General features: G+C 69.8%; 13 protein-coding genes. 4 read left to right on the top strand and 9 right to left on the bottom strand.

Annotated elements, in window-relative coordinates; all coding sequences use genetic code 11:
- The first annotated feature begins 2 nt into the window (after positions 1–2).
- Complete coding sequence (locus tag EDD27_RS55215; RefSeq protein WP_206641196.1) at positions 3–1886, top strand: glycoside hydrolase family 3 N-terminal domain-containing protein; 1884 nt, start codon at positions 3–5, stop codon at positions 1884–1886.
- A 13-nt stretch (positions 1887–1899) separates the two neighbouring features.
- Here EDD27_RS55215 and EDD27_RS01905 read toward each other — a convergent pair whose 3' ends face one another.
- Positions 1900–3078: an ROK family transcriptional regulator gene (locus tag EDD27_RS01905; RefSeq protein WP_127930775.1), complete on the bottom strand. Its 1179-nt coding sequence runs from the start codon at positions 3076–3078 to the stop codon at positions 1900–1902.
- A gap of 235 nt (positions 3079–3313) precedes the next feature.
- Between EDD27_RS01905 and EDD27_RS01900 the strand changes: the two genes are divergently transcribed.
- From EDD27_RS01900 to EDD27_RS01890, 3 genes are all read left to right on the top strand, one after another.
- On the top strand, positions 3314–3763 hold the full coding sequence (locus tag EDD27_RS01900; protein WP_127930774.1) for an RrF2 family transcriptional regulator: 450 nt from the start codon (positions 3314–3316) through the stop codon (positions 3761–3763).
- A 231-nt stretch (positions 3764–3994) separates the two neighbouring features.
- The gene (locus tag EDD27_RS01895; RefSeq protein ID WP_127930773.1) at positions 3995–4906 is read left to right on the top strand and encodes a PP2C family protein-serine/threonine phosphatase; all 912 of its coding nucleotides are present in this window, start codon (positions 3995–3997) and stop codon (positions 4904–4906) included.
- 231 nt (positions 4907–5137) lie between these two features.
- Complete coding sequence (locus EDD27_RS01890) at positions 5138–5923, top strand: DNA-formamidopyrimidine glycosylase family protein (protein ID WP_127930772.1); 786 nt, start codon at positions 5138–5140, stop codon at positions 5921–5923.
- Here the strand turns inward: EDD27_RS01890 and EDD27_RS01885 are convergent.
- The 8 genes from EDD27_RS01885 to EDD27_RS01850 all read right to left on the bottom strand — a co-directional run bounded on the left by EDD27_RS01885 (position 5920) and on the right by EDD27_RS01850 (position 17405).
- Entirely contained in the window at positions 5920–6276 is a 357-nt protein-coding gene (locus EDD27_RS01885) for a helix-turn-helix domain-containing protein (RefSeq protein WP_127930771.1), read from the bottom strand. The two genes, EDD27_RS01890 and EDD27_RS01885, sit on opposite strands and share 4 nt — an antisense overlap.
- A gap of 286 nt (positions 6277–6562) precedes the next feature.
- Positions 6563–7027: a CinA family protein gene (locus tag EDD27_RS01880; protein WP_127930770.1), complete on the bottom strand. Its 465-nt coding sequence runs from the start codon at positions 7025–7027 to the stop codon at positions 6563–6565.
- Between the two features lie 30 nt (positions 7028–7057).
- Positions 7058–7627, bottom strand: a complete 570-nt coding sequence (gene pgsA / locus EDD27_RS01875; RefSeq protein WP_127930769.1) for a CDP-diacylglycerol--glycerol-3-phosphate 3-phosphatidyltransferase — start codon at positions 7625–7627, stop codon at positions 7058–7060.
- A gap of 82 nt (positions 7628–7709) precedes the next feature.
- Complete coding sequence (gene rimO / locus EDD27_RS01870) at positions 7710–9119, bottom strand: 30S ribosomal protein S12 methylthiotransferase RimO (RefSeq protein WP_127930768.1); 1410 nt, start codon at positions 9117–9119, stop codon at positions 7710–7712.
- Positions 9120–9178: 59 nt separating this feature from the next.
- Entirely contained in the window at positions 9179–9949 is a 771-nt protein-coding gene (locus EDD27_RS01865) for a helix-turn-helix domain-containing protein (protein WP_127930767.1), read from the bottom strand.
- Between the two features lie 99 nt (positions 9950–10048).
- Complete coding sequence (locus EDD27_RS01860; RefSeq protein WP_421914584.1) at positions 10049–12382, bottom strand: DNA translocase FtsK; 2334 nt, start codon at positions 12380–12382, stop codon at positions 10049–10051.
- Positions 12383–12753: 371 nt separating this feature from the next.
- Positions 12754–13386: a response regulator gene (locus tag EDD27_RS01855; RefSeq protein ID WP_127930765.1), complete on the bottom strand. Its 633-nt coding sequence runs from the start codon at positions 13384–13386 to the stop codon at positions 12754–12756.
- Positions 13371–17405 carry a HAMP domain-containing protein gene (locus EDD27_RS01850; RefSeq protein ID WP_241563813.1) on the bottom strand — a complete coding sequence of 1345 codons (4035 nt, stop codon included), beginning with the start codon at positions 17403–17405 and terminating at the stop codon, positions 13371–13373. Before EDD27_RS01850 ends, EDD27_RS01855 begins: the two co-directional genes overlap by 16 nt.
- Positions 17406–17493: the final 88 nt, after the last annotated feature.

Genomic DNA, 17493 nt, shown 5'->3' with positions numbered 1-17493 from the left:
CCATGAACCTGCCGAACACCATGAGCCCCGTCCTGGCCGGGCTGGCCGACACCGTGCTCCAGCCCGGGTTCAGGGGCACGACGCTGCCCGATTGGGTACGTCGCCGGTTGGCGGCCGGGTTAGGCGGGATCGCCCTCTACTCGCGCAACATCGGGATAAACGGTCAAATATCAGAGTTGACCGCCGCAATTCGGGCGGAGAACCCTCACGTCGTGATCGCTCTCGACGAGGAAGGCGGCGACGTCACCCGGCTCGAAGCCTTCACCGGCAGCTCACGACCCGGCAACCTGGCCCTCGGCGCGGCCGACGACACCACCCTGACCAGGGCCGTCGCGGAGGGCATCGGGCGGGACCTCGCCGCCGCCGGAGTGACCCTGAACTACGCCCCTGTCGTCGACCTCGACTCCGACCTGGACAACCCCGTGGTCGGCACCCGGGCCTTCGGCTCCGACCCTGAGCTGGTCGCCCGGCACGCGGCAGCCTGGGTGACGGGCCTGCAATCGGCGGGCGTCGCGGCCTGCGCCAAACACTTCCCTGGCCACGGCGCCACCGCCGTCGACTCGCACGACGCGCTACCCACGATCACCTGCTCCGCCGCGGAGATCGCCGCCACCGCCCTGATCCCCTACCGTGCCGCCATCGCCGCCGGGGTACGCGCGATCATGACCGGCCACCTGCTCGTGCCCGCGTACGACACCGAGTCGCCCGCCACGATGAGCCGCCGCCTCATGGTGGACCTGCTCCGGCGCGAACTGGGCTTCGACGGGCTGATCGTCACCGATGGGATCGAGATGCCCGCCGTGTCGGCGACGTACGGGCTCGGCGGCACCGCCGTCCGCGCTCTGGCCGCCGGTGCGGACGCCATCTGCGTAGGCGGCGAGAACGCCACCCCCGGCGTGGTCGGGCTGCTCCGCAACAGCATCGTGGCGGCCGTCACCGACGGCACACTGCCGGAAGAACGCCTGGCCGAGGCCGCCGCCCGCGTCCGTGCCCTCGCCGAGTGGACCACCGCCCGCCCAGGCACGGAACGCGCGCCAACCACCCCCGCCAGTCCAAACGACAAGCCCATCACCCTCCTGCCCACACACCTCCCGCAGCCGGCCCCCCTGCCGCCGGGCCCCTTGCCACCCGACGCCCAGCCGCCCGGCGCCCTACCGAGCGACCTCCCACCGGCCACTGCCCTGCCGACCGAACCGCTGCCGACCGCCCCCCTGCCGACCGACGCCCTGACCACCGGCCCCCTGCCGACCGTCGCGGCGATCGCCGGCGGCGCAGGCGAGTGGGCCGCAGCTGTGCGTGGCCGGGAACCCGGCACGCCGGCCCACGACGGCGCGGCGGAGCCGGCCGATGCCGTGCGCGCCCCGTGGAACGGCACGGCGAGCGCCGACAGCGCGCCCGAGCGGGCCGATGCCGTGCGTGTCCTGTGGGACGGTGCGGCGGAGCGGGCTGTCGCTGAGCGGGCCCTACGGGTGACCGTGAACCGGCGGCCCGGTCCGAGCGGTCCTCCGCATGTCATCGAGCTGGACGCCCCGACCAACCTGGCCATCGACCCGAACACCCCGTGGGGACTCGCGGCCCCACTGTCGGAGCTCCTCCCCGGCACGACGTCCATCCGGCTGGCCGAGCCCGGCACGGCCGAACTGGCCGCCGCGGCGGACGCGGGCACCGGGCGGGCCCTGGTCGTCGTGGCCCGCACCGGCTTCCGGCACGCCTGGCTGCCGACCGCGCTGAGCCTCCTGCTCGACCGCCGCCCCGACAGCATCGTGGTGGAGCTGGGCGTCCCCGGCCGGGACCATCCGGGCGCGGTGCACGTGGCGACCTTCAGCGGCACCGCCCTGTGCGGCCGCATCGCCGCAGCTGCCATAGCCAACCTCATCAGCTCCTGACCCCACCACGAGGTCAGGAGCTGAAGATCTCCTCGCGCGCCTGCTGGAGCGCCGCCAGCACCGCACCCCGCAACACCGGGTTGCCCTCCACGGTGCTGGTGGCCACATGGGGCCGTACAGGGCAGATCTTGGCGACCGCCTCTTCCACGCGCGACGTGAGCGCCCGCCCGCCGGCGTGCCCCACCTCGCCGCCGAGCACCACCAGCCCGGGGTCGAGGATCACGCACACCGCCGCGACCCCGAGGGCCAGTCGGTGCGCGACCTCATCCAGCAGCGGCTCCCCCTCGGCGCCCGCGGCCACCGCTACCCTGACGCACTCGCCCGCGCTCTCGGCGGCGAAGCCGTACTCCTGAGCCAGCTCGCTGACCGCTTCGGCGCTGACCAGCGACTGCAGGCCGCCCGCCAGCGAGGGCAACCGCCCCGGCAGGGTGCGGATGTCCTCAGGAAGCGGCACGCCGGGCACCGGCAGGTAGCCGATCTCGCCCGCGCTGCCCGAACGTCCCCGGTGCAACTTGCCCCCGAGCATGACCGCCATGCCCAGGCCCCGGCTCGACCACAGCAGTACGAAGTCGTCGAGTCCTTTGGCCGCCCCGTCGGCGCGCTCGGCGAGAGCGGCGAGGTTGACGTCGTTCTCGATCGTCACCTCTCGCCGCAGGTCGCCGGCCAGAGCCTCGTGGATGCCCTCGTGCCAGCCGGGCAGGTCGAAGGAGAAGCGCACGTCGCCGCTGCGTGGATCGACCACGCCAGGGGTGCCGATCACGACACCGCGGAGCTTGCCGAGCCCCACCTTGGCGCCCCTGCACGCCTTCACGATCGCCTCATGCACCGCCGAGACCGGATCGTCGTGGGCGTGCGGGTCGACCGTGACGTCGGCGATCGTGTGGCCGTGGATGTCGGCCACCGCACTCGAGATCAGGTCGGGGCCCACCTCGAGGCCGGCGACGTACGCGCTCGAGGCGATAACCGAGTAAAGCGCCGCATTGGGCCCCCGCCCGCCGGCCTGCGTGCCGACCACCTCGACCAGGCCGCGCTCCTCCAACCTGGCCAGCGTCTGTGACGCCGTGACCTTGGACAGGCCGGTCAGATCGCCGATCTGGCCGCGTGTCATCGGACCGGTGGCCAGTAACAGCTCCAGTGCGGCCCGGTCATTGATCTCCCTGAGCAGTCTGGGCACACCAGGGCGTCGCTCCACGCTGAATCCCACCGTCAATTCGAAAAGGTTGTTGGAAGTTTAGCGCTACCATCCACGCGTGACATCGCAGGTGAACACGAGATTTCCTGTTGATCGCCCGCGTCGTCACGCCCCGCGATCGGCATCGTAACTCGCCGATCGACCTGGAGCCGGGGTCTGGCCGGATTAGGACCTCGTGCCCCCTTCTGACGACCTTGCACCTAACCAGTGTTGACCAGGAGGGATAATCGAGAACATGCGCCTCTCCGCTCGTGTCGACTACGCACTCCGAGCCGCCGCCGAACTCGCCGCAGCCGGTGCGGGCCCGACCACCGTGGGCGAACTCGCCAAGGAACAGGACATGCCGCCCAAATACCTGGAGAACATCCTGCTCCAGATGCGCCGCGCCGGGCTGGTGCGGGGGCAGCGAGGGCCGGAGGGCGGCTACGTGCTGGCCAGGCCCGCCGCCGACATCTCACTGGCGGACGTGATCAGGGCCGTGGACGGCCCGCTGGCCAACGTACGCGGCGAGCGGCCCGAGCACGTCGGCTACCGGGGGCCCGCGGAGTCGTTGCAGCAGGTGTGGATCGCGTTGCGGGCGACCGAGCGCTCCATCCTGGAGGAGGTCACGCTGGAACAGGTCGCCTCGGGGGCGCTGCCCGAGCGGGTGCGCCAGCTCGCCGCGGACCCCGCCGCCTGGGACTGATCCGGCCGGGGGCTTCAGCAGTTTGCCGGAATCACCACCACAATGTCACTAAGAGTGAGAAGGTGACTACTCGGCAATGAATGGTCCGAGGAGGTCCCCATTTCGTGGCGAACCCCCTTCAAGGCCCAGCGTCGGCTCCTGCCCATACTGCTGGCAGGCGAGGTCTCCGTCGCGCTGGCCGACCTCGCTTACATCCCCGTCCTGCTGCCCGCGCTGCTGCTCGTCGGGCCGGTGGTCGCCGCACACTGCCTGACCATCCGGCAGACCGGCTTGCTCGCGGGCACCGCGCTCGTCCTGGCCCTCCTGCTCCCCGTCCTGGGAGACGGCTCGGAGCCGCCCTACGGCCTCGTACGGGCTCTGATCGTCACCCTCGGCGGGCTGCTGTGCGTCGCCATCGCCCGCCGCGCTGAACGACAGCACGCCGACCTGACCCGCATGACCCGCATCGCCGAGCGGGCCATGATCCCCTCGTTGCCCGCCGAACTGGGCGGTGTCCGGCTGACCACCCACACCCGGTCGGCAACCCGCAACGCCCGCATCGGCGGGGATCTGCACGAGGCCATCGCCACGCCCGCGGGCGCGCGTCTGATCATCGGGGACGTCAAGGGCCACGGCCTGGACGCCGCCCATCTCAGCGCGGCGGTGCTGAGCGCCTTCCGCCGCACCGCCGCCACCGCCCCCGACCTGGCCTGCCTGGCCCGTGACCTCGACGCCCGCATCGGCCCTGACCTGGGGCCCGAGGACTTCGTGACCGTGCTGCTCGCCGAGTTCGTGCCCGGCGCCGTCCTGCTCGTCAACTGCGGCCATCCCGCGCCGATCCGGGTCGACAGCCGGCTACGCGTGCTCGAGCCGCCCCGCCCCTGCCCGCCGCTGGGGCTGTCCCCTCACCCGTACGTGTGGCGCGTACGGCTGCAGCCGTCCGACCGCCTGCTGCTGTTCACCGACGGATTCACCGAGGCCCGCGACCGAAGCGGCACCCAGGTGCCGTTCGAGGAGCACCTGCACGCCGCCCTGACCGCCCCCACACTGGCTGAGGCCCTGCGCGACCTGCTGGACCTGCTGCGGCCCGACCACTCCACACGCACCCGACCCGACGACCTGACCCTGATCCTGGCCCAACCCGCAGACGCCCCACAGGAGTAGACGCACCCCCGACGCGCCGCCACATCAGGCCTCTGGCGCGTCGGGGACACGCTCACCACGGAGCCGGCCCACAATGCGCGCGTAACGGCGGCCCGCCGGTGAAGGGCTCAGAGGGCGTCTTCCTGGAGGGCCCTCGGCCGAAGTACGCCGAGTGGCGGCCCACTCGGCCCCGCCGTAAAAGACGGGGTTCTGGTTTGGCCCGCCGAAATAGCCGGCCCTTAATCTGAAGAGATGCCAGAAGGGGACGCCGTCTATCGGACAGCCGCACGTCTGCGGGAGGCTCTGGACGGCCGCATCCTCACCAGGTCCGACTTCCGCGTCCCTCGGTATGCCACCGTCGACCTGACGGGCCGCGCGGTGCTCACCACGCTCTCACGGGGCAAGCACCTGCTCACCCGCGTCGAAGGCGACCTGACCATCCACACCCACCTCCGCATGGACGGCAGCTGGCGTGTCCACCCGGCCACAGCCCACATGAAGCCACCCCCCGGCGACCAGGTCAGGCTGATCCTGGCCAACCAGCAGTGGACGGCCATGGGTGTGAAGCTGGGAATGGTGGATCTCGTCCAGACACGTGACGAGACACGGCTCGTGGGCCATCTGGGGCCTGATCTGCTCGGCCCGGACTGGGACCCGGACGAGGCCGTGCGGAGGCTGCGAGGGGCACCCGACAGGACCATCGGGGAGGCGCTGCTCGATCAGCGCAACCTGGCGGGGATCGGCACGATCTATCGCGCCGAGACCCTGTTCCTGCGAGGAATCTGGCCGTGGCGGAAGGTTGGGGAGATCGAGGATCTCAACGGACTGGTGTCATTGGCGCAGCGACTTCTGGCCGCCAACAAGGGAAATGCGGGCACGGTGACCACAGGTGATCGCCGCCCGGCGAACCAGACCTGGGTCTATGGCAGGGCGGGGAGGCCCTGTCGCCGTTGCGGCACCCGCATCAGCCGCGGGGAGATGGGGGCGCAGCCACAGGAGCGGCTGATCCTGTGGTGTGCCGGCTGCCAGCCACGCTAGGCAGCCACCATGTCCTTGACTTCGGGGAACACGGAGTCGGAGATCGACCCGGGAACCGTCTCGGTAAGGGGCAGGCGCTCGTGCTCAGGCACATCGGCAAGCACAGGAGCGGCCTGGAGCTCCGCCAGCGCGAACTGGTCGGACACTTCACGCAACACCTGCGAAAGCGGCACCCCGAGCGCGCCGCAAATGGACGCGAGCAGCTCGGACGAGGCCTCCTTCTGGCCACGCTCCACCTCGGACAAGTAGCCGAGCGAAACACGGGCCAGCGTGGACACCTCGCGTAGCGTCCGTCCCTGCCGCACCCGCAGCCGCCTCAGCACGTCGCCGAGCAGCTGACGCAGCAGAATCATCTGTCGCTCCCTCCCCGGCGCGGATGTTTTCACCACGCCTCGCGCGATCGGATCGTGCCGCACTTTGGTCTTCTTAGCTTCGTACATACTCCTCGCCGTCATCACTGGGCGTCGCCGCCCCTGGACCGCCGCTCGTGCCTCATTGCGCGACTCATCAGGCCCGCCTGCCGGGCGCTCGGTGCTTGCAGTTGGCTCACGGACCTCACTCACAGCTCCACCGTACCCGTATCCACCGACACCGCGTCAGACCGCGCAAGGCATGTTCGCTCGGGACGTAACACGGTAATCACCGGGAATGTTCCCCTATGTTCGTCTTCAGCACACCTGCTAGGAGATCAACGGCCTCGTCCACCGTCTCTACCCTGATACGTTCGCGCGACCCATCAAGTCTCAATTCGCGAGACCAAATCTGCCCGCCAGGCCCGGAAACCGCTATGTGAACGAGGCCCACGGGCTTGCCGTCCTGCGGCTCCGGACCGGCCACACCGGTCACCGCAAGCCCGTACGTGGCCCCGCACAGCCGCGCGACGCCCGCCGCCATGGCCGCCGCCACCTCCGGGTGCACGGCCCCCTCGCGCCGCAGCAGCTCCCCCGGCACACCGAGCAGCTCCCGCTTGAGATCGGTGGCGTACGAGATCACTCCGCCGCGGAACGCCTTCGAGGACCCGGACACCGACGTGAACGCGGCCCCGATGAGCCCGCCGGTGAGCGACTCGGCCACCGCCACCGTGGCGGACCGCCGCACCAGCATGGACAGAACCCCGGCCACATCCACTGTCGATCACTCCCCGCGCGCCTGCCTGGCCACCTTACGCAACCTCACGGCCCGGATCACATAGTCGACGCCGGTGGCCACCGTGACGATCAGGGCCGCCCCCATCACCACCCACCGCACCATGTCCGGGATCCACGGCAGGAGGTAGAGGACGATCGCGGCGATCTGCAGCACCGTCTTGACCTTGCCGCCATAGCTGGCCGGGATGACCGCGTGCCGCAGCAACACGAACCTCAGCGCCGTGATGCCCAGCTCCCTGCCCAGGATCACTCCCGTGACCCACCACGGCAGCTCGCCCAGGATCGACAGGCACACCAGCGCAGCGCCGGTGAGCGCCTTGTCCGCGATCGGATCCGCGATCTTGCCGAAGTCCGTGATCAGGCCGTACCGGCGAGCCAGCTCGCCGTCGAGGTGGTCGGTGAGCGAGGCCACCGCGAAGACCGCCAGCGCGGTCACCCGCCAGCCCGCGCCCGGCAGGAAGAGGCAGACGACGAAGAACGGGACGAGCGCCAACCGGAGGACCGTCAGGATGTTGGCGATGTTCCACGGGCTCACCACCCGGCGCTCGTCTTTCATCACGAGACGGCCTCCGGAGTGAGCATCGCAGGGAGCGCCGGCGACCGAGGAGCGGAGCGCAGGAGGCCGTCGGGGAACACAGTCATGGACTGGCCTTGATACGCGCGATCAGGTCGACACCCTCGGCGTCGACCACGACCGCGCGCACGATCTGCCCCCTGACCAGCCCGATGCCCTGCACCGTGACCGAGCCGTCGACCTCGGGCCCCTGGTGGGCGGCCCGGCCCTCATAGCCGCCGTCGCCCAGGTCGTCGTCGATCAGAATGTCGACCTCGGTGCCGATGCGCTCCTCCGCCCGCTGGGCGGTCAGCTCCTCGGCCAGTGCGGTGAGCACCCGCACACGCTCGTCGATGACCTCCTGGTCGAGCTTGTCCGGCAGGTTCGCCGCCTCGGTGCCGTCCTCGTCGGAGTAGCCGAACACGCCGATGACGTCGAGCCTGGCCTTCTCCAGGAAGCCCACCAGTTCGCCGAACTCCTCCTCGGTCTCCCCGGGGAAGCCCACGATGAAGTTGGAGCGCACGCCGGCCTCAGGGGCGCGCTCGCGTACGGTCTCCAGCAGCCCCAGGAAGCGCTCGGGGTCGCCGAAACGCCGCATCCTGCGCAGCACGCTGTTGCTGGCGTGCTGGAAGGACAGGTCGAAGTAGGGGGCCACACCCCCGGTGCCGGTGATGACGTCGATCAGTCCGGGACGCAGCTCGGCCGGCTGCAGGTAGCTGACCCGCACCCGCTCGATGCCGTCGACGGCCGCGAGCTGTGGCAGCAACTTCTCCAGCGCCCGCAGGTCGCCCAGGTCCTTGCCGTAGGACGTGGAGTTTTCGCTGACGAGGACGAGCTCGCGCACGCCCCGGTGGGCCAGCCAGTCGGCCTCGGCCAGCAGCTCGTCCGGCGTGCGTGAGACGTAGGAGCCGCGGAAGGCCGGGATGGCGCAGAACGTGCAGCGCCGGTCGCAGCCGGAGGCCAGTTTGAGCGAGGCCACCGGGCTCTCGTCGAGGCGTTTGCGCAGCACACGGGGCCCGCTGGCGGGCCCGAGCCCGGTCGGCAGGTCGCCGTGGCCGGGGATGTTGGTCTTGGGCGCGGTGGCACGCTCCACCGGCGAGATGGGGAGCAGCGTGCGGCGGTCACGGGGTGTGTGGGGCTTGAGCGGCCGGTTCGCGAGCACGTCGTCGAGCCGGTCGCCGATCTCGGCGTAGTCGTCGAAGGAGATGACCGCGCTGGCCTCCGGCAGCGCCTCGGCCAGCTCGTTGCCGTAGCGCTCGGCCATGCAGCCCGCGGCCACCACTTTCGCGCCGGAGTCGGCAGCGGCCAGGAGCGTGTCGATGGAGTCCTTCTTGGCTGAGTCGATGAAGCCACACGTGTTGACGACGACGACATCGGGGTCGTCGTCGCCCAGCTGCCAGCCGGCAGCCTCGAGTCGCGCGGCCAGCTCCTCGGAGTCGACCTCGTTGCGTGCGCAGCCCAGAGTGATCAGCGATGCGGTTCGGCGGGATGACATGGTGAACACTACGGTATCGGGAGTTGGCCACTACCCGATGCACGGGTCCACCTGCTCGACTACCTCGCGCGCTGTCGCGTCTGCTTCTTCGGCGCCTCGAAGGAGCGCTGCACCGCCTCCCCGCGCCCTCCGAGTCCCGTCACCTGCTCGCCGTTGACCAGCACCGACACCGCGCCGGCGTCACTGAGGACCAGATTGACCTTCTCCGGCGTGCGCCAGGTGGAGACCCTGCCCGCCTGCAACGTCCCGGAGAACAACCGGCGACCTTTCGCGTCGTGCAGGTTCACGTACGACGTCCGCTTGGCCCTGATCTGCACGGTCACCATACGCTTGCCACTCACCTTGCGTGACGACTTGGGCGTCTCCGTGATGGGCGTGTTCGGTGGGACGGTCGGCCGGGCGGAGACCTGCCGCACGCCGGGGGTCTGCGCCTGGTCGCCCGTCCCGCCCAGCACCCGCATCATGCCGAAGGCCACCACGATCGCCAGCGCCACCCCGAGCGCCATCGTCCAGTTAGGTCCCCGCCGCTCCGGCACGTGGACCTTCTTGTCGGTCTGGAACACCGCCGCGGCCCGCACCGGCCGAGGCGCCCCACCCTGCTGCTGGTCATACAGGTGCACGACGGCCTCGGGATCCAGCCCCACAGCCTTGGCCACGGCCTTGACATGCCCCCTGGCGTAGAACTTGCCGCCACACTGGTCGTAGTCATCCTGCTCCAAGTCATGGATGATCGCCTCGCGGATCCGGGTGGCCGCGCTCACCTGCGCGACCGTCAGCCCCGCCGACTGCCTGGCTGCCGCCAGCATGGCTCCGATGCTCTGCTCCTGCACGGCGAAACGCCTCCCCGATGGCGCCTGGTATATCCCCACCACGACATTCCGTAGTGGTTCATATTCAATCAGTAGCTGCCTCGGAGGGATGCATTGGGGTCATTCGCCACGCAGGTCGGCCAGCAAACCCGGCAGATCGTCGGGCTTCACGAGCACCTCGCGAGCCTTGGAGCCCTCGCTCGGTCCGACCACGTTGCGGCTCTCCAGCAGGTCCATCAGCCGCCCGGCCTTGGCGAAGCCGACCCGCAGCTTGCGCTGCAACATCGAGGTCGAGCCGAACTGCGTGGTCACGATCAGCTCGGCCGCCTGGATCAGCAGCTCGAGGTCGTCGCCGATGTCCTCGTCGATCTCCCGCTTGACCGGCGCGGCGGCCACGTCCTCGCGGTATTCGGCCTGCATCTGCGCCTTGCAGTACGCGACGATCTCGGCGATCTCCTTCTCCGAGACGAACGCGTTCTGCAGGCGGATGGGCTTGCTCGCGCCCATCGGCAGGAACAGCGCGTCACCCTGGCCGATCAGCTTGTCGGCGCCGGGCTGGTCGAGGATGACCCGGGAGTCGGTGAGCGACGAGACGGCGAACGCCAGCCTGGAGGGCACGTTCGCCTTGATCAGACCGGTGACCACGTCCACGCTGGGCCGCTGGGTGGCGATCACCAGGTGAATGCCGGCCGCGCGGGCCAGCTGCGTGATGCGCACGATCGAATCCTCGACGTCGCGCGGCGCCACCATCATCAGGTCGGACAGCTCGTCCACGATCACCAGCAGGTACGGGTACGGCTGGTAGACCCGCTCACTGCCGGGCGGCGGCACCAGCTTGCCCGCCCGCACGGCCTTGTTGAACTCGTCCACGTGCCGGAACCCCGACGCGGCCAGGTCGTCGTAACGCCGGTCCATCTCACCCACCACCCATTCGAGGGCCTCCGCGGCCTTCTTCGGGTTGGTGATGATCGGCGTGATCAGGTGGGGGATGCCCTCGTACACGCTCAGCTCGACGCGTTTGGGGTCCACCAGCACCATGCGCACCTCGTCCGGCGTGGCCCGCATGAGGATGCTGGTGATCAGCCCGTTGACGCAGACCGACTTGCCGGCGCCGGTGGCGCCCGCGATGAGCAGGTGGGGCATCTTGGCGAGGTTCGCGACGATGGTGCGGCCCTCGACGTCCTTGCCCAGGCCGACGATCATCGGATGGTGATCGGCCTGCGCCACCTGCGACCGCAGCACGTCGCCCAGCGCCACCAGGTCCTTGTCGGCGTTCGGGATCTCCACCCCGATAGCCGACTTACCCGGGATGGGCGACAAAATCCTGACATCTGCTGATTTGACGGCGTAGGCGATGTTCTTGGTGAGCGCCGTCACCTTCTCGACCTTGACCGCCGGGCCGAGCTCGATCTCGTACCGGGTGACGGTCGGCCCGCGGGTGAACCCGATCACCTGCGCGTCGATCGTGAACTGCTCGAGCACGCTGGTCAGCGCGTTCACCACGGTGGTGTTGGCCTTGGTCTGCGGCTTGGGCGCGCTGCCCGGCTTGAGGAACTGCAGGTCCGGCAGGCTGTAGGGCCCCGCCTGCGGCGACAGCACCAACTGCTCGACCTTGCGCGGCGCGGGCGTCGGCAGCGGCGGCTCGGTCCTGCGCTCCGCCTCCGGCGCGGGCGACTCCTCCTCGTCGGTCAGTCCGGGCACGATCTCCGGAGAGTGGCCGGCCCGCTTGTCCGGCTTCTCCGCCAGCACCGGGCTGTCGTAGGGCTTGATCGTTTCGCCGCCCTCGCCGGTCTCCGGCTTCTTCGCCCTGGTCCGCTTCTTACCCGGCTCACGTGACTGCGGCTCCGCCTGCCGCTCGAACAACATGTGCTTGAGCTCGGCCAGCCGCTCGGGGATCCGGTGCACGGGAGTCGCGGTGATCACGAGCACGCCGAATCCGGACAGAAGCAGCAACAACGGGATCGTGATCCACGGCGGCAGGATGCTCATCGGTGGGGCCGACACGATGAACCCGATCATGCCTCCGGCCGCCGACACCTTGTCCATGCCCTGGCCTTCGCCGGCCGGATAGGGCGTGCCGTTGGCCACGTGGATCACACCCAGCACACCGATCAGCAGCGCGGCCCAGCCGATCACCATGCGGCCGGTGTCGGCGTTCTGGTCGGGATGGCGCAGGTAGCGCCAGGCCAGCAGGCCGAGCAGCAGCGGCAGCGCCCAGGCCAGCGAGCCGAACACGGCGTGCACGGCCGTGTTGACCACGCCGGAGACCGCCCCGTCGGCATTGCGCCAGGTCATGGCCGCCAGCACGATCGCGCCCGCGAGCATCGTCAGTCCTACCCCGTCGCGCCGGTGCGCCGGATCCAGCTCGCGGGCGTTCTTGCCGAGCGCGCGGGCCATGCTGCCGATGCCGTTGGCGAGCAACATCCACAGCCCGACGATCAGCTTGCCGATCATCGTGAAGACCCAGCTGATCGGGTCCTGGTGAGCAACCGAGGGTTTGCGGCCAGAGGCGGCTCCCCTCGCCCTGGAGCTCCCCGCCGACGTGCCTGTCCGCTTCGCGGGGGTCGATCGAGACGAGGTCGACCGCTTTGCCGGCCCCTTCGGTGCGCTTTTCGGCGTACGGGTGGCCATGATGCCAAAGGTACGTCGGAGACACCGCGGCGCGCGCGGAGACTCGCCGAACGCCCCTTACATGAGGTTCAGCCCATGTCTATGCAACGGCCGCATGGTCGCAGGCAAGGCCTTGCTCATCGGAGCATATGCCTCTCCTCAATTTCCGGCCGGCGGCCTCACTCCCGCCCATGCCGACCGGCTGCGGGCCGCCCTCATTCTCTGCCGCGGCCTTCCACGGAGGAGATCAGGTCGAAGGCGGCCTGCATCGCCGCCACCCGGTCGGCCAGTTCCTTGACCGTGTCCCGCAGCCCCTCGTCGCCGGAGGCGGTCTCGGCCAGGCTCGTGAGCCGGCACTCGACCGCGCCGAGCCGCGAGGCGAAGTCCGACAGCGCCTCGCGGTCGTCGACGAGCTGCGTGAGCAGGGCGGTCTGCTCGACCAGCACCGCGGTCTTGCGGAACAACTCGATGAAGACCGCGACCTTGCTCCTGAGCACCCACGGATCGAACGGTTTGGTGAGATAGTCCACCGCGCCGACCGCGTAGCCGCGGAAGGCCGCGCCCGCGCTGGGCTCGGTGCCGGTGAGGAAGATGATCGGCACGTCACGCGTCTGGTCGAGCCGCTTGATGTGGGTGGCGGTCTCGAAGCCGTCCATGCCCGGCATGAGCACGTCGAGCAGCACGACCGCGAACTCGTGCCGCAACATCAGCTTCATGGCCTCCTGGCCCGACCTGGCCTTGAACAGCCGCTGCTGGAGCGGCCGCAGGATGGCCTCCAGCGCGACCAGGCTCTCCTCGTTGTCGTCCACCAGCAGGATCTTGACCTGGCGGTTCACCGTTCGATCCACCCCCGCATCACCTCGAGCAGATGGTCGAGGTCCACGGGCTTGGGCACATAGTCGGAGGCACCGCAGGAGATCGTCTTCTCCCGGTCGCCGGGCATCGCCTTCGCGGTGAGCGCGATGATCGGCAGGTCGGCGAACCTCGGCATCTCGCGTACGGCGGCGAGCGTCTCGTAGCCGTCCATCTCCGGCATCATCACGTCCATGAGCACGAGGTCGATGTCCTCGTCACGTTCCAACGCCTCGATGCCCTCCCGGCCGTTCTCGGCGTAGACGATCTCCATGCCGAGGCGGCCCAGCACGTGGGTCAGGGCGTAGACGTTGCGGATGTCGTCGTCCACGATCAGCACCCGCCGCCCCGCGAACGCCTCCCCCAGCGGGCCGTCCTTGAGCAGGCTGAGCTTGATGGCGGACTGCCACAGGTCGTCGCCGTCCACAGCCGGCCACTCGGCCTGCGGCTGCGCGGCACGCGCTTCCACGGGCTTGGGCGAGGGCTGCCACTCGGGGTCCCCCGTCACAGCCGGCGCCGGGCATCCCGCGGGCACGTACAACGTGAACGTGCTGCCCACGCCCGGGGTGCTGCTGGCGTGGATCTCGCCGCCGAGCAGGCGGGCGATCTCGCTGCTGATCGACAGGCCCAGTCCCGTGCCGCCGTACTTGCGGCTCGTGGTGCCGTCGGCCTGCTGGAACGCGCCGAAGATGGCCGGCAGCTTGTCGGCGGCGATGCCGATGCCGGTGTCGCTGACGGCGAACGCCAGCACCTCGCCTTCCGGTGTGCGCCTCCCGGGATCGACGGACACCTTCAGGCGCACCTCGCCGGAGGAGGTGAACTTGACGGCGTTGGACAACAGGTTGCGCAGGATCTGCTGGAGCCTGCGCTCGTCGTTGTAGAGCTCGCTCGGCGTGCCGGGTTGCACCTCGATCTCGAACGTGAGCCCGCGGTCCACGGTGAGCGGCCGGAACGTGGCGTCCACGTAGTCGAGCAGCTTGCTCAGCGGCAGCTTCTCCGGGCGTACGTCCATGCGACCGGCTTCGATCTTGGACAGGTCGAGGATGTCGTTGATGAGCTGGAGCAGGTCGCTGCCGGCGTTGTGGATCGTGGTGGCGAACTCGACCTCCTGCGCCGACAGGTTGCCCTCGGGGTTGTCGGCCAGCAGCCTGGCCAGGATGAGCAGGCTGTTGAGCGGCGTGCGCAGCTCGTGGGACATGTTGGCCAGGAACTCCGACTTGTAGCGGGAGGACGTGGCCAGCAGGTGGGCCTTCTCCTCCAGCGCCGCGTTGGTCTTGCGCAGCTCGGCCTGCTGGCGCTGCAACTCGTCCGAGCGGCCCTGCAACTGCTGGGCCAGCCGCTGCGACTCCGACAGCAGCGCCTCGGTGCGGGCGTTGGCGATGATCGTGTTGATCGCGACGCCGATCGTCACCACGAACTGGTCGAAGAAGGCCAGGTGCACGTCGCTGAACCGGCTGAAGGAGGCCAGCTCGATCACGCCGAGCACGTTGTCCTCGAACAGGATCGGCAACACCACGACGCTGGCCGGCGCGGCCTCGCCCAGCCCCGAGTGCACCTTGATGTATCCGGGCGGCACGTCCTCCAGCAGAATGCGCTTGCGTTCCAGCGCCGCCTGCCTGATCAGCCCCGACCCGGGGCTGCCCGGTCCCGGCAGCACGTCGTGGGCCGCGCCGTAGCCGGCGATGTAGGCCAGGGAGCCTTCGGGCGCGTCGGGGTCGGCCAGGAAGAACGCGCCGTACTGGGCGCTGACCAGCGGCGTCAGCTCGCGCAGGATGAGGTCGGCCACCTCGACGAGGTCCCGGTGACCCTGCATGAGGCCGGCGATGCGGGCCAGGTTGCTCTCCAGCCAGTCCTTGGCACGGGTGGTCTCGCGCAGGTTGGCGACCATGAGGTTGACGTTGTTCTTCAGCTCGGCGACCTCGCCCTTGGCCTCGACGCTGATCGCGCGGCTCAGATCGCCCTGGGCGACGGCGCTGGCGACCTCGGCGATGGCGCGTACCTGGGTGGTGAGGTTGGAGGCCAGCTCGTTGACATTCTTGGTCAGGCGTTCCCAGGTGCCGTAGACGCCCTCGACCTCGGCCTGCCCACCCAGTCTGCCTTCCGAGCCGACCTCACGCGCCACGCGGGTCACCTCGGAGGAGAACGACGACAGCGTGTCGACCATGGTGTTGATCGTCGTCTTCAGCTCCAGGATCTCCCCGCGGGCGTCCACGTCGATCTTCTTCGACAGGTCGCCGTTGGCGACGGCGGTGGCGACCTGCGCGATGTTGCGGACCTGGCTGGTGAGGTTGGAGGCCATGAAGTTGACGTTGTCCGTGAGGTCCTTCCACACCCCGGACACGCCCCGCACCTGAGCCTGGCCGCCGAGCCGGCCCTCGGTGCCCACCTCGCGCGCCACCCGCGTCACCTCGTCGGCGAACGCCGACAGCTTGTCGACAGTGGCGTTGATGGTGTCCTTGAGCTGGAGGATCTCGCCCCGGGCGTCCACGGTGATCTTCTTGGACAGGTCGCCGTTGGCGATGGCGGTGGTGACCATGGCGATGCTGCGGACCTGGCTGGTGAGGTTGGAGGCCATGAAGTTGACGTTGTCGGTGAGGTCCTTCCACACGCCACGCACCCCGCGCACGTGCGCCTGACCGCCGAGCCGCCCCTCCGTACCCACCTCACGGGCCACCCGCGTCACCTCGTCGGCGAACGCCGACAGCTGGCCCACCATCGTGTTGACGGTGTCCTTGAGCTGGAGCATCTCCCCCTTGACGTCCACGCTGATCTTGCGGCTGAGGTCGCCCTGGGCGACGGCGGTGGCGACCTGGGCGATGTCGCGGACCTGCTCGGTCAGGTTGGAGGCCATGAAGTTGACGTTGTCGGTGAGGTCCTTCCACACGCCACGCACCCCGCGCACGTGCGCCTGACCGCCGAGCCGCCCCTCCGTACCCACCTCACGGGCCACCCGCGTCACCTCGTCGGCGAACGCCGACAGCTGGCCCACCATCGTGTTGATCGTGTCCTTGAGCTGGAGGATCTCGCCCCGGGCATCGACGGTGATCTTCTTGGACAGGTCGCCGTTGGCCACCGCGGTCGTCACCTGAGCGATCGAGCGCACCTGGGTGGTCAGATTGGAGGCCATGAAGTTGACGTTGTCGGTGAGGTCCTTCCAGGTGCCGAGCACCCCCTTCACCTCGGCCCGCCCGCCGAGCTGCCCTTCGGTGCCGACCTCGCGCGCCACTCGCGTCACCTCGCTGGCGAACGCCGACAGCTGATCGACCATGGTGTTGACGGTCAGCTTCAGCTCCAGCAGCTCACCGGTGGCCTCGACCGTCACCTGCCGGGTCAGGTCGCCCCTGGCCACGGCCGTGGTGACCACCGCGATGTCCCGCACCTGGGCGGTCAGCCGCGCGGCCATGGCGTTGACCGCCTCGGTCACGTCGCGCCAGCTGCCCGACATGCCCTGCACCTTGGCCCGGCCGCCGAGCCGGCCCTCGGTGCCGACCTCGCGCGCCACCCGCGTCACCTCGCCGGAGAACAACGCGAGCTGGTCGACCATGCGGTTGACGGCCTTGCCCATCAGCCGCAGGCCGCCCTGCAGCGGCCGGTTGTCCTCCTGCAGGTCGACGCGCTGCGACAGGTCGCCGTCCGCGACCGCGTTGAGCACGCGGGTGGCCTTGGCCGCGGGAATGACCAGGGCGTCGATCAAGGAGTTGACCGCGGTCACGTTGACCGCCCAGCTCCCCGTGCCGGGGCTGGGAATGAGCCGCTCGTCGAGCCGGCCGCGCCTGGCCACCTCGCCGCGCACCCTGGTCAGCTCGGCGGTCAGGTGCTCGTTGCGCTCGACGACCTGGTTGAACACGATCGCCAGCTCGGCCAGGACCGGGTCGTCCGGCACGTCGAGGCGATGACGGAAGTTCCCGTCACGCAGCCCCTGCAACGCCGTGAGCAGAGGCCTTAGGTCGGAGGAGTGGAGCGATCCACGGACGGGAGGAGGGTCGAGCTGCGTGACCATGGCCGCCTTCTTCATCGCATCACCGCCGTGGTCGGCTGTCCCGCGTCGAACAGAACCACTGGACACACCTCCCAAACTGGCGGCTCGGGCCGGCCGGCACAGG

The organism is Nonomuraea polychroma, assembly GCF_004011505.1.
GTDB classification, from domain to species: domain Bacteria; phylum Actinomycetota; class Actinomycetes; order Streptosporangiales; family Streptosporangiaceae; genus Nonomuraea; species Nonomuraea polychroma.
Note: the sequence above shows the minus strand (reverse complement) of the source record. Positions and strands in the feature narration are given on the sequence as shown.